General features: G+C 57.2%; 20 protein-coding genes. 10 read left to right on the top strand and 10 right to left on the bottom strand.

Going from position 1 to position 20,103, the window contains the following annotated elements:
* The first annotated feature begins 26 nt into the window (after positions 1-26).
* Entirely contained in the window at positions 27-743 is a 717-nt protein-coding gene (locus ACR0M9_RS04045) for an alpha/beta fold hydrolase (RefSeq protein ID WP_480772886.1), read from the top strand.
* Here ACR0M9_RS04045 and ACR0M9_RS04040 read toward each other — a convergent pair.
* Both ACR0M9_RS04040 and phaZ read right to left on the bottom strand, forming a co-directional pair.
* Positions 734-1,321, bottom strand: coding sequence for a DUF6151 family protein (locus ACR0M9_RS04040; protein WP_480473455.1), 588 nt, complete (start codon positions 1,319-1,321; stop codon positions 734-736). The two genes, ACR0M9_RS04045 and ACR0M9_RS04040, sit on opposite strands and share 10 nt — an antisense overlap.
* Positions 1,322-1,326: 5 nt before the next feature.
* Positions 1,327-2,598, bottom strand: coding sequence for a polyhydroxyalkanoate depolymerase (phaZ, locus tag ACR0M9_RS04035; protein WP_480473454.1), 1,272 nt, complete (start codon positions 2,596-2,598; stop codon positions 1,327-1,329).
* A 111-nt stretch (positions 2,599-2,709) separates the two neighbouring features.
* Between phaZ and ACR0M9_RS04030 the strand changes: the two genes are divergently transcribed.
* From ACR0M9_RS04030 to phaR, 3 genes are all read left to right on the top strand, one after another.
* The gene (locus tag ACR0M9_RS04030; protein WP_480772885.1) at positions 2,710-4,512 is read left to right on the top strand and encodes a PHA/PHB synthase family protein; all 1,803 of its coding nucleotides are present in this window, start codon (positions 2,710-2,712) and stop codon (positions 4,510-4,512) included.
* Positions 4,513-4,643: 131 nt separating this feature from the next.
* Positions 4,644-5,090: a phasin family protein gene (locus tag ACR0M9_RS04025; protein ID WP_209503426.1), complete on the top strand. Its 447-nt coding sequence runs from the start codon at positions 4,644-4,646 to the stop codon at positions 5,088-5,090.
* Between the two features lie 135 nt (positions 5,091-5,225).
* Complete coding sequence (gene phaR / locus ACR0M9_RS04020; protein WP_480473452.1) at positions 5,226-5,777, top strand: polyhydroxyalkanoate synthesis repressor PhaR; 552 nt, start codon at positions 5,226-5,228, stop codon at positions 5,775-5,777.
* Positions 5,778-5,825: 48 nt separating this feature from the next.
* On the opposite strand, the gene ACR0M9_RS04015 is transcribed toward phaR, so the two are convergent.
* The 5 genes from ACR0M9_RS04015 to ACR0M9_RS03995 form a co-directional block, all read right to left on the bottom strand.
* The gene (locus ACR0M9_RS04015) at positions 5,826-7,040 is read right to left on the bottom strand and encodes a DegT/DnrJ/EryC1/StrS family aminotransferase (protein WP_480772884.1); all 1,215 of its coding nucleotides are present in this window, start codon (positions 7,038-7,040) and stop codon (positions 5,826-5,828) included.
* A gap of 113 nt (positions 7,041-7,153) precedes the next feature.
* The gene (locus tag ACR0M9_RS04010) at positions 7,154-8,458 is read right to left on the bottom strand and encodes an NAD(P)/FAD-dependent oxidoreductase (protein WP_480772883.1); all 1,305 of its coding nucleotides are present in this window, start codon (positions 8,456-8,458) and stop codon (positions 7,154-7,156) included.
* Positions 8,459-8,466: 8 nt separating this feature from the next.
* Positions 8,467-9,825 (bottom strand): glutamine synthetase family protein, encoded by a 1,359-nt coding sequence (locus ACR0M9_RS04005; protein ID WP_209596891.1) that lies wholly within the window; start codon positions 9,823-9,825, stop codon positions 8,467-8,469.
* Positions 9,825-10,505, bottom strand: coding sequence for a type 1 glutamine amidotransferase (locus ACR0M9_RS04000; protein WP_209503436.1), 681 nt, complete (start codon positions 10,503-10,505; stop codon positions 9,825-9,827). Before ACR0M9_RS04000 ends, ACR0M9_RS04005 begins: the two co-directional genes overlap by 1 nt.
* Before the next feature lie 59 nt (positions 10,506-10,564).
* Positions 10,565-11,884 (bottom strand): glutamine synthetase family protein, encoded by a 1,320-nt coding sequence (locus tag ACR0M9_RS03995; protein WP_480546534.1) that lies wholly within the window; start codon positions 11,882-11,884, stop codon positions 10,565-10,567.
* A gap of 401 nt (positions 11,885-12,285) precedes the next feature.
* On the opposite strand from ACR0M9_RS03995, the gene dusA reads away from it, so the two are divergent.
* Genes dusA through ACR0M9_RS03975 form a run of 4 tightly spaced genes read left to right on the top strand, consistent with a single transcriptional unit; the run spans position 12,286 to position 15,680 of the window.
* On the top strand, positions 12,286-13,293 hold the full coding sequence (dusA, locus tag ACR0M9_RS03990) for a tRNA dihydrouridine(20/20a) synthase DusA (protein ID WP_480772882.1): 1,008 nt from the start codon (positions 12,286-12,288) through the stop codon (positions 13,291-13,293).
* Between the two features lie 18 nt (positions 13,294-13,311).
* Positions 13,312-14,136 carry a sulfite exporter TauE/SafE family protein gene (locus ACR0M9_RS03985; protein WP_480772881.1) on the top strand — a complete coding sequence of 275 codons (825 nt, stop codon included), beginning with the start codon at positions 13,312-13,314 and terminating at the stop codon, positions 14,134-14,136.
* Positions 14,133-14,915 (top strand): hypothetical protein, encoded by a 783-nt coding sequence (locus tag ACR0M9_RS03980; protein ID WP_480772880.1) that lies wholly within the window; start codon positions 14,133-14,135, stop codon positions 14,913-14,915. Before ACR0M9_RS03985 ends, ACR0M9_RS03980 begins: the two co-directional genes overlap by 4 nt.
* Before the next feature lie 39 nt (positions 14,916-14,954).
* Positions 14,955-15,680 (top strand): SpoIIAA family protein, encoded by a 726-nt coding sequence (locus tag ACR0M9_RS03975; RefSeq protein WP_480772879.1) that lies wholly within the window; start codon positions 14,955-14,957, stop codon positions 15,678-15,680.
* Positions 15,681-16,302: 622 nt separating this feature from the next.
* On the opposite strand, the gene ACR0M9_RS03970 is transcribed toward ACR0M9_RS03975, so the two are convergent.
* The 3 genes from ACR0M9_RS03970 to ccmI are packed head-to-tail and all read right to left on the bottom strand — an operon-like array spanning position 16,303 to position 18,236.
* The gene (locus ACR0M9_RS03970; RefSeq protein WP_209503450.1) at positions 16,303-16,536 is read right to left on the bottom strand and encodes a DUF1289 domain-containing protein; all 234 of its coding nucleotides are present in this window, start codon (positions 16,534-16,536) and stop codon (positions 16,303-16,305) included.
* Positions 16,537-16,554: 18 nt separating this feature from the next.
* Positions 16,555-17,019 (bottom strand): Holliday junction resolvase RuvX, encoded by a 465-nt coding sequence (gene ruvX / locus ACR0M9_RS03965; protein WP_267365234.1) that lies wholly within the window; start codon positions 17,017-17,019, stop codon positions 16,555-16,557.
* Positions 17,016-18,236 (bottom strand): c-type cytochrome biogenesis protein CcmI, encoded by a 1,221-nt coding sequence (gene ccmI / locus ACR0M9_RS03960; RefSeq protein ID WP_480772878.1) that lies wholly within the window; start codon positions 18,234-18,236, stop codon positions 17,016-17,018. Before ccmI ends, ruvX begins: the two co-directional genes overlap by 4 nt.
* A 176-nt stretch (positions 18,237-18,412) precedes the next feature.
* Between ccmI and ACR0M9_RS03955 the strand changes: the two genes are divergently transcribed.
* On the top strand, positions 18,413-19,657 hold the full coding sequence (locus ACR0M9_RS03955) for a sarcosine oxidase subunit beta family protein (RefSeq protein ID WP_267365236.1): 1,245 nt from the start codon (positions 18,413-18,415) through the stop codon (positions 19,655-19,657).
* A gap of 75 nt (positions 19,658-19,732) precedes the next feature.
* Positions 19,733-20,062: a sarcosine oxidase subunit delta gene (locus tag ACR0M9_RS03950; RefSeq protein WP_480772877.1), complete on the top strand. Its 330-nt coding sequence runs from the start codon at positions 19,733-19,735 to the stop codon at positions 20,060-20,062.
* Positions 20,063-20,103: the final 41 nt, after the last annotated feature.

Below are 20,103 nucleotides of genomic sequence, written 5' to 3'. Positions count from 1 at the left end.
GAAAACCGAGCGCATGGAGGCCCCGTGTGATCGAGCCGCTGGTACTGCTACCTGGACTGATGTGCGATGCCCGACTGTATCGCCCTCAGATCGAGGTGTTTTCGCAGACGCGACCCGTAACCGTTGCGCCGATTTCCGCAGGTGAGCGTATCGAAGAGATCGCCTCGGGTTTGCTGGACCAGCTTCCACATCGGTTTGCACTGGCCGGATTAAGCATGGGTGGTGTGGTCGCGTTAGAGCTGATCCGCCGGGCACCGGAACGTGTGTCACGCCTGTGCCTGATGGCCACTGATGCACAGGCGGACACGCCTCAAATGGCTGCCAGTCGCGAAGACCTGATCATTGGCGCGCAGGGTGGCCGGTTGGAGGAGGTCCTGCGGAAACTTGTGGGGTCCGACACGCTGGCACCGGGCCCGCAGCGCATTCCCATCCTGAACGGCTTGTTGGCAATGGCACAGGATTTGGGTGTTGAAACCTTCGTGCGTCAAATGCGTGCTCTGCAACGCCGCCCGGATCAACAGGCCGCATTGCGCCGCATCAAGGTGCCCACGTTGGTTCTGTGCGGTGCGCATGACACTCTGACACCGGTTAAACGACATTCTTTCATGGCAGAGCTCATTACCGGAGCGGAACTGCTGGTTATTGAAAAGGCGGGTCACTTGCCGACCCTCGAAACGCCCGACATCGTCAATGAGGCGCTGCAAACCTGGTTGGACGCCCAGCAACGGTTTGATTACTGGTAAAGCGTCGCGCGTTCGGTCTTTGAAATGACAGTTGGCGTCACTACGGGTTTACCGGTTTCTCGGTCGAAAAACGGTGTGTTCTTCCATCGCCCAGACAGGCGCGATCCGACGGCCCTGCGCAACAGTCCAAAAATAGCGGGGCCGGGATTTTCGTGCTTTTGCTTTCCGTTCGGTTGGGGAACAAACCCACGTGTCGTGACGGGCCCAAGCGCTGAAGCACCTCCCGCAACCCTGCCGACGATAACGCCAGCAAACGGGAGTTTCGCGGTTTTGGGCGTTGCCGCCAAAGGTGCGTTACAGCAACTGGCGTACCAACGCAGCATGCCCTTGGGGCTGAGTTGCATCGCCGCAAGATACTGACTTCCGGTGCTGATTTCGATCTCATCCGGTGCGATCTGAAAAATCTCGACAGGCGCAGGTGCAGGGTCGGGTTGCTTGAAATATAGTTGAGCGGCACGGCAATCGTGACAGAAACACTCAACATGTGTCCCTTGCTGAACACCGCGGGGTGAAATGCGTCCCTGCAAGTTGCCGCATTGGCAGGAAAAGGTAAGGCCATTTTGCGCTGACCCACTCATTTCGGTTAGGCAACCTTGTTGGAATTGGCCGCGCGACGGTTTGGTTTTCGCGCATTTTCGTTCATGAAATCAATCACAAGAGGACGAATGTTGTCGCGCCAGCTGCGGCCTGCGAAGATACCATAGTGACCGGCGCCGGGTTCAACGTGGCTTGCCTTTTTGCTGTCGGGCAGGCCGGTGCACAAATCCAGCGCGGCAATACACTGGCCGGGTGCAGAGATGTCATCATTTGCACCTTCGACAGTCTTCACCGCAACATCGGTAATCTTACTGATGTCCACCTTGTGACCCGCGACCACGAACTCGTTTCTCGCAATCTCTCGATTCTTAAAGACCCGCTCGACCGTCGAAAGATAGAACTCGGCGGTCATGTCCATAACGGCCAGGTATTCGTCGTAGAAGCGGTTATGCGCATCCTGATCTGAGGCCTCGTCCCGCATGACGCGCTGAATCTGGTCGGAAAACGCTTTGGAGTGACGATCTGCATTCATGGACATGAACGAGGCCAATTGCAGCAGACCCGGATAGACCATACGTCCAACGCCTTTGTACTTGAAGCCAACGCGCTGGATCATTGTTTCTTCCAACTGGCCCATGGTGACGCGACGGCCAAAGTCTGTCACATCGGTCGGCGTTGCGTCCGGATCGACGGGGCCACCAATCAGCGTCAGAGTGCTTGGCTGCGCTTTGGGTTCGATTTCGGCCAGGTATGCCGTTGCGGCCAATGTCAGAGGCGCAGGTTGGCAAACGGCAACAACATGGGTGTCCGGTCCAAGCTCTTTCATAAAATCTACAAGGTAGAGCGTGTAGTCTTCGACATCGAATTTACCTGCGGACACAGGGATATCACGCGCATTATGCCAATCGGTGATGTAGACTTCGCAATTGACCAGAAGGCTTTTGACCGTCGAGCGCAGCAACGTTGCATAGTGCCCGGACATCGGGGCAACCAACAGCACTTTGCGGGGTTGTTCTTTCCGGCCATTGACGCGGAAATGTACCAGATCACCAAAAGGGCGTTCCAGAACAGTCGTGATTTCAACCAGATGATCCTTGCCATCTTCGCAGGTGAACGTGCGAATACCCCAATCGGGCTTTGCAACCATCCGCTGGAACGTACGCTCGGTAACCTCGCCCCAAGCGGCCATCCAGTTGAATGCGGGGTTCGGCACCATCGAAAACATCGGATAGGACGCCATCGCGCTGGCGGTTGCACCAAGCCATTGGTTGGTGTTTCGCGCAGTTTCCATCAGGTCGTAGGTCATCATATAGCGCATAAACGGGGCCTCCTGAGTGTCAGCCTGATAGTTCGGACCATTCGTCGCTTTGCCCCCCAGCACCCACGACGTTATTCTGCATAGCAGCGAGGTTAGGGGGGAATTGTTAAAATGACAACTAGTGAAGACCACATGCCAGACGTATCCGAAGAACACATTGAACGCCTTAAAGAAAATATGGATAAGGTCGAGAAGTTATCGAAGCGCCTGATTGAGGTCATGGCTGTAAAACGGCCCCACACTCCCGCGCTAGACGGCCCGAATCAAGAGCTTTTCGCACGAGCAGCAAGTGCCTATTGGGCCGAGGCTTGGCAAAATCCCGCCAAATTACTGGAACAGCAGATAGAATTCTGGGGTAAGTCAGTGCTGAACTTTGCCGAGGCGCAGAAAGCGCTGACTGCGTCTGACGCGGAAGGCGAAGCACCCAAGCCAGAAGACAAGCGATTTTCGAACCCCCTTTGGGAAACTAACCCCTATTTCCGTCTGATCCGCCAGCAATACCAGACCAATGCGCAAGCGATCGCGCAGGCTGTTGCGTCCGTGGACGATCTGGATGCCAAGGACAAAAGGCGGCTGCAGTATTTCTCGCAACAAATCGTCGACATGATGGCGCCGACAAATTTCCTGGCGACCAACCCGGATGCCTTGCAAAAAGCGGTCGAAACCGAGGGCCAGTCACTGATCAAGGGGTTGGAAAACCTTGTGTCAGATCTTGAGGCCAATAATGGAGAACTGGTCGTCAAACTGGCAGATGAAAGTGCCTTTGAGGTCGGCGGTAACCTGGCGACGACGCCGGGGGAGGTGGTTTTTCGCAACCGGATGATGGAACTGATCCAGTACAAGCCGGCGACCGAAACGGTTTATGAGACTCCGATTGTCCTGTTCCCGCCCTGGATCAACAAGTTCTATATTCTGGACCTGAAATCCCAGAACAGTATGATCAAATGGATCACCGAGCAGGGATATACCTTGTTTGTTGTGAGCTGGGTCAATCCGGACGAAAGCTATGCTGAAACAGGCATGGAAGACTACATTCAGGATGGTTTCCTGACCGCAATCGAGACGGCCAAGAAGATTTGCAAGGTCAAACAGGTCAACGCTGTGGGGTATTGCATCGCGGGCACCACCCTGAGCCTGACGCTGTCACTGCTGAAACAACGAGGAGACAAGTCGGTCAAATCGGCGACTCTGTTCACCGCATTGACGGATTTTTCCGATCAGGGAGAGTTCACGCCCTTCCTTCAAAACGATTTTATCGACGGAATCGAAGAAGAAGTGAAAAAGGAAGGTGTTCTGCGGTCGTGGATCATGGCGCGCACAATGTCCTTCCTGAGATCACGTGACCTGATTTATGGCCCGGCCATTCGCAGCTATATGATGGGTGAAGTGCCCCCGGCCTTTGATTTGCTGTACTGGAACGGTGACGGAGCCAACCTGCCGGCGAAAATGGCGGTGGAGTACTTGCGTGGACTATGCCAGCGCAACGAATTTGCCACCGATGGCTTTGAGTTGCTGGGGCATAAGCTAAAGCTTGGTGACGTTGATGTGCCCCTTATGGCCATTACATGCGAAACCGATCACATCGCGGCGTGGAAAGATTGCTATCGCGGTGTGCAAAAAATGGGCTCGCGATCAAAAACTTTCGTGGTTTCCGAGTCGGGTCATATTGCGGGTATTGTGAACCCGCCCAGCAAGAAAAAGTACGGGCATTACACCAACCCGGATTTGAAATCAGACGCCGCCACCTGGTTAAAGGAAGCCGATTTTCATGAAGGGTCATGGTGGCCCATGTGGGATGCCTGGCTGAAGAAACGGTCGGGCAAGCAGGTACCGGCCCGCAAACCCGGCGATTCGAAGCACCCGAGCCTGGCTGCTGCACCCGGAACGTATGTAGTGGCAAAACCAAACGACTGATTTCATTCTGAAATTTAAAATTTTCTGCAATGCAGCAAGAAAAAACTTGCAATGCTGCATTGCAGCAATCATATTGTCCTCAAGCTGATGAAACCCGGGGTGGGCCCGGACTGGCTAAAAGGATTATGACAATGGCTAAGACCCAAGACTTTACCGCGATCATGAAAGACATGATGGGTGCATTCCCTGTGGACACAACCGCAATGGAAGGCGCATTCAAATCGACCGCTTCGCTGAATGAAAAGCTGTCGGGCGTTGCTCTGGAAGCAGCAGAGAAATCGGCAGAAATCTCGAGCAAATGGACCAAAGACACGCTGGCCAAACTGACCGAGATGTCGAAAGCCAAGGCAGAGCCTGCCGACTACGCAAAAGCAGCAACCGATTTCGCAAGCGCGTCTGCTGAAGTTGCAGCCGAGAACATGGCCGCTTTCGCAGAAATCGCGAAAAAAGTTCAGACCGAAACCGTCGAACTGCTGATGGCTGCTGGTAAAGAAGCTGCGGAAGAAGCATCCGCCGCTGTTAAAAAAGCAACCAACGACGTGACCACAGCCGCTAAAAAAGCTGCTGCTGCGAAGTAAGAAAAGTCAGCGAAACGCACCCGACCCTCCCTATAGGTGCAATCGCGTTGGGCAGGTCCATTGACCTGCCCTTTCTTTTTGTGCTGCACTCGCATAACCTGTGCTGCAACGCATCATCCTTGGGGAGGGTACCCGGTGTCGGACCAAGAAAAACCGCTGCTGATCAAGCGCTATGCCAGCCGTCGGCTGTATAACACCGAGACCAGCGATTACGTGACGCTCGAAGATATCGCGGGATTCATCCGTGACGGGCGCGAAGTACAAATCATCGACCTGAAATCCGGCGACGACCTGACGCGGCAGTATCTGCTGCAGATCATTGCTGAACATGAAAGCCGCGGCGAGAATGTGCTGCCTGTCAATGTTCTGAACGATCTTGTGCGCAGTTACATGCTGCCTGGCGGGGGCATGATGCCGCAATTCCTGCAAAGCTCGTTCGATATGCTGCGCGAAAGCCAAAGCAAGATGATGGAAAACATGAACGCCATGAACCCGATGTCCCAGATGCCGGGTTTTGAAGCGTTGAAAGCACAGCAGCAGGCCTTTCTGAAGGCTATGACTGGTGGGTTGTCTGGCAGATGGTCCTCGCCAGAGAAGGAAAGCGAAAAGTCAGAGCCGAAAGAGGATCTTGACGATATCAAGAAACAGTTGGCCGAACTTCAACAGAAGCTTTCAAAACTGAATTAAGGTGAGCCTGAGGAAAAGGCCCACCATTTAAGTGGGTCAGTTCTAGTCTCAGGTGCCGTAGACCGGCATTGGGCCGGTCACTTCGCCGACGGCGGCCAGCAGAATATCCGCGATCACGTCCAACTCTGCGCGTGTCAGGCGTACGGGCAGTCGGACGTCACACGCTTTCATCAGCATGTCACGTGTTTGCGGCAGTTCGAACGTTTCCGGCAGGAATTGCCAGTTCCAGAAGGCGCGTGCATTGTCCTGGCTCAGGCCAAAGACCTGAACTTTGACGCCGCGCGCCTCGGCTGCGGCGGCAAATGCGCGAATCTCGTGTTCCTGCAACCCAACCAGATTGAACTGAATCGAATCCGGCGCGCGCCGCTCAGGAGGCAGTGGCGCTGGCACGTCGATATGGGGTGAGGTATTCAAGCGCCCGGCAACATAGTCGTGGTTCGCCAGACCATCGCGGACACGACGGGCCAGTTCTGGGATCTGCGGGCGGATCACAGCGGCGCTCAGGTTGTTTAAACGCAGGTTATACAGTGGTAACTTGTTCTGCCAGCGGACGAAGGCCTCTTCCAACTCGGGCGAGTTGTCGCCGTGCGGTCCTTTGTGTTTCTTCCAGTTATGTTCGTACGCGCCCGACATGATGACGGCACGAGCCACCAGATCAGCATCGTTTGAGATTAGAATACCGCCTTCGCCCGCATTGATCATCTTGTAGGATTGAAACGAGAAACAGCCGACCTTGCCGATGGTTCCGATATTTTTGCCATGCCAGGTCGTGCCCAGCGAATGCGCGGCGTCTTCGATCACCGGGATGTCATGCGCGTCACAAAGTGCCATGATCGCGTCCATATCAGATGTGTGGCCGCGCATGTGGCTGATGATCACCGCATGAACGCTGTCGAGCTTGGCCTCGAAATCGGCCATGTCGATGCGATAATTCTCGCCTACTTCGCACAGAACCGGAATGCAGTCCGCGTGGATGACTGACGAAGGAACCGCCGCAAAAGTGAAGCCGGGGATCAGGACGCGCGCATCGCGCGGCAGACCCAGTGCCTTGAGCGACAGGAACAGCGCAGCAGAGCAGGATGAAACAGCGAGAGCGTATTTTGTGCCCAGCAGTTCGGCAAACTCGGCCTCCAGCAAAGACACCGGGGCATCTTGCGGGGCGGTATAACGAAACAAGTCGCCCGACTGCATCAGGGCGTCGATGGCTTCTTTTGCTGCTTCTGGGATGGGTTCGGCGTCATGAACGTTTGGTGGAAGCGTCATATTTGGATTTCCCGAATTCTATCTTTGGTAAAGATAAAGCTATTCAGGTGGCAATCCAAGCCCTCAATCGCCGCGCCAGCGGAAATTCACCAATTTGTCACAAGTAACGTGGATCAGATCCCAAGCCGGTCCCGCAAGGCGAACCATGTCATTGCCAGCACCAGCAGCGGGTTGCGCAGGGCGGACCCGCCGGGGAAGGGCAGAGTTGGCACGCGGGCCATTGTATCGAACCCTTCTGCCTGTCCCTGAATGGCCAGCGCCATCAGTTGCCCGGCATGGGTCGCGGTGCCTACACCATGACCGGAATAGCCGGAAGCAGACAGAATGTTGGGTGCGATACGCACCAGATAAGGCATCCGCCGCATGGTAATGGCCAGCGTCCCACCCCATGCATAGTCGATTTTGACATCGCGCAGATGTGGGAAAATCTCGGTCATCGGCTTGCGGACCTTCGCAGCGACATCCGCAGGAAAACGATAGCCATAGCTTTCGCCGCCACCGAACAAAAGCCGGCCATCGGCGCTGAGGCGGAAATAGTTCACCACGAACTTGGTATCCGCGACCGCGACATCCTGAGTCAGGACCCGCGCAGCCTCGCTGCCAAGGGGTTCGGTCGCTGCAATGAAGTTGTTGATGGGCATGACACGGGCCGCGACGGTCCGGTTGAGATTGCCAAGATAGCCATTGCAGGCCAGCATAACATGGTCGGCCCTAACGTTCCCCCTGGCGGTCCGGATCAGGGCAGGCCGGGTTTCGTCAATACCGATGACTTCGGTACCCTCAAAGATGCGAACACCCGCTTTGGCCGCAGCCTGTGCCAACCCCAGCGCAAAGTTCAATGGGTGCAGATGAGCGGCCCCCATGTCCAGATACCCACCCTTATAAGCGGGCGAGGGGCACAGTTTGTGGCCTTCGTCTTCATCCAGCAGCTTGATCTGGTCATAGTGATACCGGTCGGACAGATGGCCTGCATGGTCATGCAGCTCTTTTCGTTCCGAAGCTGACAGACCCAGAACCGCGACACCGGGTTGCAAGTCGCACGCGATCTGATGCTTGGCGATCAGTGATTTGACCAGATCCTTGGCGTCTTCGGCCAGGTCCCACAGCTTTGCGGCATCCGGGTCGCCAACAAGACGCTCAAGGTCTTCCTGATCCATCCGCTGCGCGCTGCCCAGTTGACCACCATTGCGCCCCGAGGCACCAAATCCGACACGGTGGGCTTCAAGCAGAACGACATCGAACCCCGCCTCGGCCAGATGCAATGCTGCGGACAGGCCTGTGTAGCCGCCGCCCACAACGCAGACATCCGCCACAATATCTTCGGCCAAAACAGGAAAGCGTGCCGTTGGGTTTGCCGTCGCGGCATACCAGCTGGCAGGGTATTCGCCCTTGCGGTCATTGGAATAGAGCAGGTTCACGAAAAGTCTCAGACGTTGATCAGCAGATGTTCCCGTTCCCACGGAGAGATGACCTGCAGAAATTCTTCATACTCGGCCCGTTTCACGATGCCATAGACACGGGCAAACTCGGGGCCAAGGATTTCGTGCAGGGCGGTGGCTTCGTCAAACAGATCCAGTGCATCGCCCATGACCTGAGGGATATCCCCTTCGCCTTCATAGGCGTCACCATAGAATTGACGACGCGGGCGTTCCTGCTCGACCAGACCCAGATAGCCGCACGCCAGCGACAGGGCGATGCCCAGATACGGGTTGCAATCCATACCGGCGATGCGGTTTTCGACACGGCGCGATTCAGGTCCGGACAGAGGAACGCGAATGCCTGTAGTGCGGTTGTCGCGAGCCCATTCCAGATTAATCGGCGCCGCGTGGTCTTTCACGTAACGACGATACGAGTTCACATAAGGTGCCATCACGGCCAGACCGGCGGGCAGATGGTTCTGCAACCCGGCAATGAAGTGATAGAACGCGTCCGTTTCGCCGCCCTGCGGGCCCGAAAAGATGTTCTGGCCGGTCTCCATGTCGATAATTGAATGATGGATATGCATGGCCGAGCCCGGCTCTTCCTCGATCGGTTTGGCCATGAAGGTTGCAAAACAATTATGCCGCAATGCCGCTTCGCGGATCAGGCGTTTGAAGTAGAAAACCTCATCAGCAAGTTTGACCGGGTTGCCGTGGCGCAGGTTGATCTCCAACTGGCCCGCACCGCCTTCCTGGGTGATGCCATCGATTTCGAACCCCTGATGCTCGGCGAAGTCATAGATATCGTCGATGACCGGGCCGAACTCGTCCACCGCAGTCATCGAATACGCCTGCCGCGCCGCAGCGGGGCGGCCAGAACGCCCCATCATCGGCTTGATTTCCTGTGCGGGATCGACGTTGGGGGCGACCAGAAAGAACTCCATCTCTGGCGCAACAACCGGTTTCCAGCCTCGGTTGTGATACAGCTGGACCACGCGTTTTAACACGTTGCGTGGGCTATAAGGGATCGGATCACCATCCCGGTCATAGGCGTCGTGGATCACCTGCAGCGTCCAGTCCCCGGTCCAGGGCGCGGCTGAAGCCGTCGAATAGTCGGGCTTCAGGATCATGTCCTTTTCGATGAACCCGTCGTCACCCGCGGCTTCACCCCAGTCCCCCGTGATGGTCTGGAAGAAGATGCTGTCGGGCAGGTGAAAATAGGATTGCTTGGCGAATTTCGTGGCAGGCACGGCCTTGCCACGCGCAATTCCGGGAAGGTCCGAGATGATACATTCAACCTCGTCCAGCCGCTGTCCGTGGAAATAGGCTTTGGCGGCTTCCGGCAGTTTATCAGTCCAATCAGCCATCAGGCTCTCTCTTTCTTTAAAAACTCGGCCATATGGCGCGCGATTGTGGCGTTGTCATCCGGAGCGGTTTCGCGATTTGCGGCCTCGCGCATCAGGTCTTCGGGGACGACGCCTTTTCCCCGTGTGCGCATCAGGCCCGCGACAAAACCATTGGTGAATTCGGGGTGGGCCTGAACCGTCCAGATCGTGTCTCCATAAGCCAGCATAGCGTTTTCGCAAAATGCGTTCTGACCCAGAACGCGCGCCCCTTCGGGCAGCGCGACAACCTGATCCTGATGCCAGGCATTCAGCCAGACTGTGTTGCCGTCATATTCGTATTCAGTGCGTCCGACGGCCCATCCGCCCGAGAATTTCTCGACCTTGCCGCCCAGTGCCTGCGCGATGATCTGATGTCCAAAGCATACGCCGATCAGTGGCTTTCCGCTTTGCTGAATCTCTCTGACCAAGTCTTCCAGTGGGGCGATCCACGGCAGGTCTTCGTACGCGCCGTGGCGCGAACCGGTAATGACCCAGCCATCTGCGTCATATGCGCCGCCTGGGAATATGCCGTCGACCACGGCAAAGGTCTGGAACTCAAATCCGTTGCCACCGAGAAGTTCAGGAAACAGCTCATCATAGTCGCCAAATTCGCCGTGCAAGGCATCTGGTGTGTGGCCGGTTTGTAAAATGCCGATTTTCATGTGTCACCAAATTTGATCAAATTCACTCTAGCTGAGTCCCAATGAGGCGGCAAGGGGGGTCAAACCGCCTCGAGATAGCTCAGCCAGTGATCTTCAGGAGTGATGCGCTCAAATCGTTCAACTTCCTGTCGCTTAGTCATGGTCAGGTACTGGATCAGGTCAGCCGAGAAAAGTCGGGCGACCAGGGGGTCGGTTTCAAACCTGTCAATTGCAGTTGCCCAGTCCGGCATCAGTTGGGGCAGGTCTTCAATATCGTAAGCATTGCCTGTGATCGGGGCAGGGGGGTGCAGGCCGTCTTCGATCCCGACAAGGGCTGCGCCCAATACCGCCGTCAGCATCAGGTAAGGGTTGATGTCACCACCCGCGACGCGGTGTTCGATGCGCCGCGCTGCCGGTGCTCCACCCGGGATGCGAATTGCGGCTGTTCTGTTCTCATAGGCCCAGCAGGCCCCGGTCGGCGCATGCGCACCCGGTACAAGCCGGGTGTATGAATTGCCATGCGGAGCAAAAATCAACGTGCTGCCTGGCATGGCCGCCACACAACCCGCGACAGCGGAATGCAGAATGCTGGTCCCTTCAGGCCCGCCATTGTCGAACACATTGCGACCGCGTTGGTCCAGCACTGAGAAGTGCACATGCATCCCATTGCCCGCATCATCGGCATAGGGTTTTGACATGAATGTTGCGGCAAACCCGTGTTTGCGCGCAAGGCCGCGTGTCAACGCCTTGAAAAGCCACGTATCGTCGGCGCAGCGCATGGCATCCTGATGATTCAGGTTGATTTCGAACTGGCCAACGCCACTTTCCGAGATGGCGGTTTGTGCGGGGATGTCCATGGCGGCGCAGCCATCGTAGAGGTCTGTAAAGAAATCCTCGAACGCATCCATTTCAGCGACCGACAGAACGGATTCGTGCAGCAGGCGGCGCCCGGTGATCGGGTTCAACGGAGGTTGCGGTTGCGCGCCCGAGGCATCGATGAGTGTGAATTCCAGTTCGGTCGCCGCGACGACCGACCAACCGCGTTTGGCATATCGGTCAAGAATGGCAGACAGAGCGTGACGCGGATCACCCGCAAACGGAGTGCCTGCATCGTCAAACAAGCTCATCGGAACCAGCGCCGTTTCTTTCGGAAGCCAGGGGACAGGCACCGGGCCCCGGTCGGTTGGTCGCAGCACGCCATCAGCATCGCCCGTTTCAAACACCAGCGGGCTGCCGTGGATGTCCGCGCCCCAGAGATCGACATTGAGCGCCGAGAACGGCATTCGCACTGCACCTTTCTCCAGCTTGCTCGCATATTCAGGGGGCACGCGCTTGCCCCGCATCTGACCGTTCAGGTCACAGGCAGTCACACGAAAACTGTGCAGGGCGCTCAGGTCCATTTGGGGCTCCGTCAATTCTGTTTCCCCGTGATGTACTTCAATGGATCGGATTTGTCACCAAATTTGATCAAATTTTGATTTTTGGGTCAGATGCGGCTGCTCGACATAGATTTTTGGTTGAGTGCAAAAGTGGTCCTGCCGACAAAGCTCGCGTCTCGCATTTCCAGCAGTGAAAACATCATGGGAGTATCTGTTAATCCATTGAACATATTCCACAATGGCGTTGTCTGCGGCAAGTCAGAGAGTGGTTAGATTTTCCCAGTGTTGAAAGCGCGGCGATCGGATTTGATGCGACGCCTGAATCCGCAAAGCAGCTTCTTTTGACCACTCCTCGAAAATTGGCTTATTTCGACGATTTTTCTATGATAGCTGCGGGTTTCGTACTCTTGAGGATAGTTGAGTTGACTGCACGTGGAAGAGATAACATTCAACACCATGCCACGCTGAGCATTGCGCCGATGATGGATTGGACCGACCGCCACTGTCGGTATTTTCATCGGCTGCTTAGCTCGGAAACCCTGCTGTATACCGAGATGGTAACCGCACCGGCGCTTGTTCGGGGTGGGGCGCTGCATCTGTTGGATCATTCACCGCAGGAACATCCCGTGGCTTTGCAGTTGGGTGGGTCCGATCCGGAGGAGCTGGCGCAAGCGGCGCGTTTGGGTGCTGATGCAGGATATGATGAGATCAATCTGAACTGTGGGTGCCCGTCGGACAGGGTGCAGTCTGGTACTTTCGGGGCGGTTCTGATGAAAGATCCGGCGCGGGTTGCAGAATGCGTCGCAGCAATGCGCGACGCGGTAAATGTGGATGTCACGGTCAAATGCCGCATCGGCGTGGATGATCAAGAGCCCGAAGAAGTTCTGCCTGCGTTTCTTGAGCAGATCAGTGCGGCAGGTTGTCAAAGAGTAACGATCCATGCGCGCAAGGCGTGGTTGCAGGGGTTGAGCCCCAAGGAAAACCGCGATGTTCCACCGCTCGACTATGACCTTGTGCATCGGATGAAAGTCGCGTTTGCGGATCTGCATATATCGATCAATGGTGGTATCGCCAGTTTGAACGAAGCAGCAGCACATCTGGACGCAGGTCTTGACGGCGTCATGATCGGTCGGGCGGCCTATCATCAGCCCGGTGATATCCTGGCAGATGCCGACCGGCGCATCTTTGGCGTTGGAACCGTTCCCGATCCGATGACGGTTGTTCAAGAAATGGTGCCCTATATTGAGATGCACCTTGCCAATGGCGGGCGTTTGCACCAGATCACACGGCATATGCTGGGTCTCTTTGCGGGGCGTCCCGGTGCGCGGGCATGGCGGCGCGCATTGTCCGAAGGGGCCGTGCATGAAGGGGCCGGGCCAGAAGTCATGCTACAGGCCCTGAACCACATAGCGCCGATGGCCGAGGTTTAGACGGCAAAAGGGGGGACGATGCCCGAGACAATGTTGCTGGCCCAGATGATGGGCCTTTTGCTTGTGATCGGCGCGCTGGCCGGTGTGCTTGCCGGGCTGTTGGGAGTGGGCGGCGGTATCGTGCTGGTCCCCGCGTTCTTCTATGCGTTTCAAACGCTTGGCTATGGCGGTCCGCAATTGATGCAGCTCTGTCTGGCGACGTCGCTGGCCACGATCATTGTAACGTCTTTGCGGTCGGTTCTTGCCCACAACAAGAAGGGTGCGGTGGATTGGGATATCCTGCGCGGCTGGGGTCCGGGTATTGTCGTCGGCGCAATTGTCGGAGTGCTGGTCGCATCGGCGCTGCGGACCGAGGCTTTGCAGGCACTTTTCGGAATTCTGGGCATGGTGATCGGTGCCTATCTTGGGTTGGGTCGCGCAGAATGGCGGGTGGGCGACTCAATGCCCGGCGGTATCAAACGGGCCGTCCTGTCCCCGCTGGTCGGGTTTCTTTCCGTTCTGATGGGCATCGGCGGCGGCAGTTTCGGTGTGCCGCTGATGAGCCTCTATAACACCCCTATCCACCGCGCGGTCGCGACCGCGGCCGGGTTTGGGGTGATCATCGCCGTACCGTCGGTCATTGGGTTCTTGTTTGTGGATATCGCGCCCGAGCATCGCCCCCCGTTGACCATTGGCGCGGTTAATCTTGTGGCCTTCGGGATCGTTGTCGCAATGACAATGATCACCGCGCCATGGGGGGTAAAGCTGGCCCATGCAATGGACCCAAAACCGTTGAAACGTGTCTTCGCCGTGTTCCTGACGCTGGTCGCGCTGAACATGCTGCGCAAGGCTGTAGGCTTATGAGCGATTTTTCGGCCCGGGGCTGGGTGAAATTCCCGTATGATCCGGTGCTGGCCGAATGGGTGAGCCACGCTTTGCCTGCCGCACGGGCGTCTACAAAGGATCCGGTCCACGCGGAATGGTTGGATTGCGAAGGGACGTGGTTCATCGGTGTCGACGCACTGCCCAATGACACGAAGGGCAGGGTCGGGCAGTCCGGGCCGTTGAACGGCAAGGCCATGGCGTTCATCGACAAACACTTTGGAGATTTACCGCTGCACAAGGGGCAGGTTTCTGTTGTTTATCCGGGTTATCCGCGCCCGCGCCGGGGTGAGAATGAAGCGGCCACCCGCTACCGTCGAAACAGGGATGCGGCCCATGTGGACGGTTTGCGCCCAACAGGGCCGGATCGCCGCCGCCGGGTTGATGAACCTCATGCCTGGATTCTGGGCATTCCACTGACCGAGGCCAGCGCAGACGCGTCTCCGATGGTGGTGTGGGACGGCAGTCATGACATTCTACGGACCGCGTTCAGGCGGGCGCTTGAAGGGATACCGCCTGAGGTCCTGCACGAAGTTGACATAACGGATATCTACCAATCCGCCCGTCGCGAGGTGTTTGCGACCTGCCCAAGGATCGAGGTGCCTGCAAAGCCGGGAGAGGCCTATCTGCTGCACCGCCATTGCCTGCACGGGGTTGCTCCCTGGGCCGCAGGGGCGACGGCGGGGCAGGATGGTCGAATGATCGCCTATTTCCGCCCCGAATGCTCCGGTGGAGTAGCCGAATGGATCGAATCCGCCTAACGTCCTGTCATTATTTGGCTTTGGAGGTTTTGACCGATGATGACGGTTCATACGAATTCTGACGGTGCACTCATAGAAGTCGAGTTGTCGGGGCAAGTGACCAGCGCCGACTACGCCAATACTCTGGTTCCCGCGATCGAGGCTGCGCTGACCGAACATGACACGGTTCGGCTGCTGGCAATAATCCAACCTGAATTCCAGGGGTACGATCTGGGCGCGGCCTGGTCCGACACCAAGCTGGGGTTAAGCCATTGGCGAGGTTTCGACCGGATCGCAGTTGTTGCTGACCAGGGCTGGGTGCAGACAAGCGTTCGTCTGGCTGCCCCCATCCTGCCCTGTCCGGTTCAGGTGTTCGATCTGGTCGAGCTTGAGGCGGCCCGACGCTGGATGCGTGAGTCCCTGGGATCGATCCACGTGACTGACCTGAGCGGCCCATGTGTTCAGATCAGCCTATTGGGCAAGCTGGACCCTGAATGGTACAAACAGGCAGAACGTGATCTGGATGCATTGTTACAGGACCGGCCAGGGTTTCGCCTGCTGATAGACCTCAGGGAGTTTGACGGCTGGCAAGGGCTGTCAGCGCTTGCGGCGCATTTTCGGTTGGCCAGCCGACATATCGGACAACTGGACCGAGCTGCCATCGTTGGGGACAAAAGCTGGCAGCGCATGGCGCAGAAGGTCGCCAGCCATGTGTTAGGGACCCGGACACAGTTTTTCCCGTCCGAAGAGTACGAGAACGCCAGGGCTTGGCTTGCCGCCGGATAAAACCTTCGACTGTGGAACGCCTGAGCAGGCAACACCCAATCGGTCAAGGTTCGTGATGCAGCCTCAAATCCGGTTGTGCGATGTCAGGCATGATTCGACTGCTGACGGCGGATTTTCACAGCTTCAGCCCCAACTTTCCCAGTCTTGGCAAAGTCGAATCGAAAAGTGACGTAAGGAAATTATGGGCTTTTGTGAGTTTTTCTTGATTGAGGCGTCAAAAACGATCAAAGGCCGCGTGTTTTCCCCCTACTTGTGACGGGAAATACCTTTAGCCACACCCTGTCGCTGCGGGTTACCACTCACGTTGAACCTCAATGTTCAAGAGCTAGACCCCCTCGGAGCTCGAACTCGACCCGCAGTGGCACGGTTACTGGAAACGGGACGTCCGCAATGCCACTTAAGACTTTGATCGGAAGACTCACTAATACCAGAAAGACCAAACGTGCGGCTGACGTGCTGCAATCGGAATGCGCGCGCAATGATGATCGGCGGCCCAAAACCAGCCAATCCGAGATTGCGCTTCTGTTTCAGAAAGAACTGCGTGGCACCGCGCCGAACGCACCTATCCCGAAAAGGGCCGCACAGTCGGCAGAAATGTCATCAAAACGTCTACGCTGATCGGTCAGGAGCCATTCATGCGAGCGGCACGCCCGCCGCGCCGCTTGCTGAGCCGCGGTTTACGAGACGGCAGGTCGTTCATGATTTCAGCGCGTTCGCTGCTGTCCATCCTGGACCAGCGAGAGATCTCGTCAATCGTGCGGTAACATCCGGTGCAGATACGCTCGGCTGGATGGACAACACAAATCTGGACACAAGGGCTTTCGACCTCATTGCGCTTCCAAACCATGTTCGTCATCGATCGGTCTCCGACCTGTTACAAAAAGCGCAGCCTGTCCAGCGCTCCCTGCAAGATATAACCTGCTGCAACGTGATCAATAACCTGTCCGCGACGTTTTCGTGACGTATCCGCCTCAAGCAGTGCTTTTTCTGCCGCAACCGTACTCAGCCGTTCATCCCAGAATCCGATAGGTAATTCCGTCAGACGGGACAGGTTTCGCGCAAATGCCCGCGTAGATTGGCAGCGCGGCCCCTCTGTGCCATCCATGTTTTTGGGAAGACCCAACAGAATGCCGCCAATCTCGCGATCCGTAGCAATTTCAATCAACCGGGCGGAATCGAGTGTGAATTTCTTGCGCCTTACAGTCTCCAACGGGCTGGCCACGCCCCGCATCCGGTCGGAAACTGCGACACCGATGGTCTTTTCGCCCAGATCCAGCCCAATCAGCGCTTGCATCGGGGGCAGCGCCTTGGCGAAGTCTTCGAAAACGTCGTGGATCATTTCGCAATCCCTGCTTGCAGGGCTGCGGCATCAATGATCTGCAAGGCCTCGGTGTTTCCGGCAAACACCTCCAGCGCCTCATTGTGGATATCCATGGCCCGTTGGCCCTGACCCAGAACACCCAGTGCGGCGATCAAACGAGCCCATTCCTCGGGTGCGCCGCCTTCTGTCGCCAGGCGGTCGGACAACTGATCCACCATTCCCTGAATCATCTGCTGCCGTTCCTCGGGGCTCATTTCCGCTGCTGCGGCCATGTCTTCGCGACTTGGTCCGGACGGTGCGCTCATGTCCGGTGCATTGAAAACCCCTGCCCGAAAGGCCAACTCATCAATCTGATCCCGGATCGCACCTGCCCATGGTGCGCCTGTTGGGGCTTCCCTCAGCGTTTCAACCCAAATGCGGTAGGCAAGGTCTGGTCGTCCGGTCTGAACCAGCATTTGCCCCCAGTAATACCGGGCCGGACCGTGATGAGGATCGCGTTTCAAAGCTTCGGCAAGGGCCTGTTCAGCTTCGGGCGACACATATCCACCCGCAGCCAGGATCATCATCTCGGCAAAATCCGCGTAATGCTCGGCTGTGGCTGCGTCGCTTGACAGTTCGATCACCCTTTGTTGCGCGGTATATCCGTCCTTGAAGTTCCCTGAATTGGTCTCATGCTGCGCCAAAAGCATCTGCCCCTGCAAATCATCCGGGCGGGCCGCAACGGTCTCTCGCAACTGCTTGAGAAGGGACGCGTAATTTTCGTCAAGCTGCGCCGCTTGAGGTGGGGTCGCCAGTTCTTCTGCGGCGTTCTGGGACGGGCGATTGGCACGGACCTCCTCGGCCAGTTCCAGTCGCGCGGTCAGGGGCATGTCGGGCAACCCGACGGCGCCAATACGATGATACATCGCCATCGCGCCCCCGATGATGATCAGCATGACAACCGGGATTGTCACAATCGAGACGGTCCGTGATGGCCCGGCACCCGAGCCACCCTTTTTCATCTGTTCGTCAGCGGCAAGAATTCGTCGGGAGATTTCGGTGCGGACCCGTTCCGCATCTGCCTCACCAATCACCCCGCGCGCCAGATCCCGGTCCACACCGGTCAGCTGTTCGCGATACACCCGCAGATCGTACGCCGCCGCAGGTTCATCCCCGCGGCGTTTGCGCAGCAATGTGAAGCTCAGAAATGCCGCAATCAGAAGCGCGACAAGAAAAATCAGAACCCAGAACGTCATGGCCCCTCCGAAGATACTGCCCTGACTTAGACCTGTGGGGCGTCCGACAAAAGGGACAAATGGCCGCGAATGAACGACATGTCGCAATAGTGCGATATTGCGGCGTTGCGCGGCGCGGTTAAACTGTCGCCGCGCGGCATATCTGCGCGCAATCACCGAACCGGATGGATTCGCTTATGAAACACTACTCAGCCTTTGCTGTCGCGCGGGAGGCCCTGCGCTATCACACCGGATGGGAACGCGCCTGGCGTTCGCCCGAGCCCAAGAAACGTTATGACGTCATCATCATCGGTGCTGGCGGGCATGGTCTTGCAACCGCGTATTACCTTGGCAAGAACTACGGCATTCAGAATGTCGCGGTGATCGAAAAAGGCTGGCTGGGTGGTGGTAACACGGGTCGAAACACAACGATCATCCGTTCGAACTACCTGCAGGATCCTTCAGCGGCGATCTACGAGAAAGCACGTGGCCTTTATGAGGATCTGAGCCAGGATCTGAACTACAACATCATGTTCAGCCCGCGTGGCGTGATCATGCTGGCGCAGACCCAGCATGAGATTCGCGGCTATCAGCGCACGGCCCATGCAAACGCCCTTCAAGGTGTGAAGACCGAATGGATCGGGCCCGAACGCGTCAAGCAACTTGTGCCTATCATCAATCTGGACGGTCCCCGCTATCCGGTTCTGGGCGGGCTCTGGCAGGAACGCGGGGGCACTGCGCGTCACGATGCCGTGGCGTGGGGCTATGCGCGCGCCTGTTCGGCGATGGGTATGGATATCATCCAACAATGCGAGGTCACCGGCGTACGCTCGGAAAACGGTCGTGTCGTCGGCGTAGACACCACCAAGGGTGCCATCGATTGCGACAAGCTGGGTATCGTCGTTGCGGGCCACTCCGGTCAACTGGCCGAGATGGCGGGCTTCCGTCTCCCGCTGGAAGCCGTCGCATTGCAGGCACTGGTATCCGAACCCATCAAACCCTGCATGGACGTGGTCGTGATGGCCAACACCGTTCACGGCTACATGTCGCAGTCTGACAAGGGCGAGATGGTGATCGGTGGTGGTACCGACGGGTTCAACAACTTCACCCAACGTGGCAGCTTCCATCATATCGAGGAAACCGTCCGCGCCTTGGTCGAAACCTTCCCGATGATCTCGCGCCTGAAGATGCTGCGCCAGTGGGGTGGGATTGTGGACATGACCGGTGACCGCTCGCCTATCCTGTCGAAAACTCCGCTGCAGGGCTGCTTTATCAATGGGGGCTGGGGCACCGGCGGCTTTAAGGCAATCCCTGGCTCGGGCTGGGGCATGGCGCAGCTGATGGCCACAGGTCATTCACCTTTGACCGAGGCCTTCTCGCTGGACCGCTTCAAGGAAGGCCGCTTCATCGACGAAAGCGTGGCTGCCGGGGTGGCCCACTGAAGGTGGGTCCGAGGTTGCCAAGAAACAGAATTCTGGTTGGCCGCTGCGCCAACCAACCGCCAAAAGGATGACAACATGCTGATCCTGAATTGCCCTTACTGCGGCGTTGATGCCGAAGAAACAGAACTGGCCGCCGGTGGCGAGGCGCATCTGAAGCGTTTTGGTCCCGGCTCGTCGGATGACGAGTTCCACGACTACCTGTTCATGCGCGAAAACCCCAAAGGCGTGCACTTTGAACGTTGGCGCCATGCCAATGGCTGTGGCAAGTGGTTTCACGCGGCGCGCTGCACAAGCACGCTAGAAGTGTTCGGCACTTACACGGCTCAGACCTCCGAGCCACCGCAGGACATCAAAGAGGCCATCGCCGCAAAGCGTCCCGGACGGACCTGGAGAGAGTTCTCCTGATGCTTCATCTTTTCAAAAATACTCCCGCCGGAGGCTCCGAC

The organism is Ruegeria sp. CH2, from assembly GCF_056537065.1.
Note: the sequence above shows the minus strand (reverse complement) of the source record. Positions and strands in the feature narration are given on the sequence as shown.

Coding starts and splice junctions, on each gene's coding strand:
- ACR0M9_RS03970 (WP_209503450.1), bottom strand. CDS start 16,536: ATGACGAACATGGTTTGGAAGCGCAATGAGGTCGAAAGCCCTTGTGTC.
- ccmI (WP_480772878.1), bottom strand. CDS start 18,236: ATGACGTTCTGGGTTCTGATTTTTCTTGTCGCGCTTCTGATTGCGGCA.
- phaZ (WP_480473454.1), bottom strand. CDS start 2,598: ATGCGCTATATGATGACCTACGACCTGATGGAAACTGCGCGAAACACC.
- ACR0M9_RS03995 (WP_480546534.1), bottom strand. CDS start 11,884: ATGGACCTGAGCGCCCTGCACAGTTTTCGTGTGACTGCCTGTGACCTG.
- ACR0M9_RS04025 (WP_209503426.1), top strand. CDS start 4,644: ATGGCTAAGACCCAAGACTTTACCGCGATCATGAAAGACATGATGGGT.
- ACR0M9_RS04040 (WP_480473455.1), bottom strand. CDS start 1,321: ATGAGTGGGTCAGCGCAAAATGGCCTTACCTTTTCCTGCCAATGCGGC.
- ACR0M9_RS03975 (WP_480772879.1), top strand. CDS start 14,955: ATGACGGTTCATACGAATTCTGACGGTGCACTCATAGAAGTCGAGTTG.
- ACR0M9_RS04000 (WP_209503436.1), bottom strand. CDS start 10,505: ATGAAAATCGGCATTTTACAAACCGGCCACACACCAGATGCCTTGCAC.
- ACR0M9_RS04015 (WP_480772884.1), bottom strand. CDS start 7,040: ATGACGCTTCCACCAAACGTTCATGACGCCGAACCCATCCCAGAAGCA.
- ACR0M9_RS03950 (WP_480772877.1), top strand. CDS start 19,733: ATGCTGATCCTGAATTGCCCTTACTGCGGCGTTGATGCCGAAGAAACA.
- ruvX (WP_267365234.1), bottom strand. CDS start 17,019: ATGATCCACGACGTTTTCGAAGACTTCGCCAAGGCGCTGCCCCCGATG.
- ACR0M9_RS03955 (WP_267365236.1), top strand. CDS start 18,413: ATGAAACACTACTCAGCCTTTGCTGTCGCGCGGGAGGCCCTGCGCTAT.
- ACR0M9_RS04005 (WP_209596891.1), bottom strand. CDS start 9,825: ATGGCTGATTGGACTGATAAACTGCCGGAAGCCGCCAAAGCCTATTTC.
- ACR0M9_RS03980 (WP_480772880.1), top strand. CDS start 14,133: ATGAGCGATTTTTCGGCCCGGGGCTGGGTGAAATTCCCGTATGATCCG.
- ACR0M9_RS03985 (WP_480772881.1), top strand. CDS start 13,312: ATGCCCGAGACAATGTTGCTGGCCCAGATGATGGGCCTTTTGCTTGTG.
- ACR0M9_RS04030 (WP_480772885.1), top strand. CDS start 2,710: ATGACAACTAGTGAAGACCACATGCCAGACGTATCCGAAGAACACATT.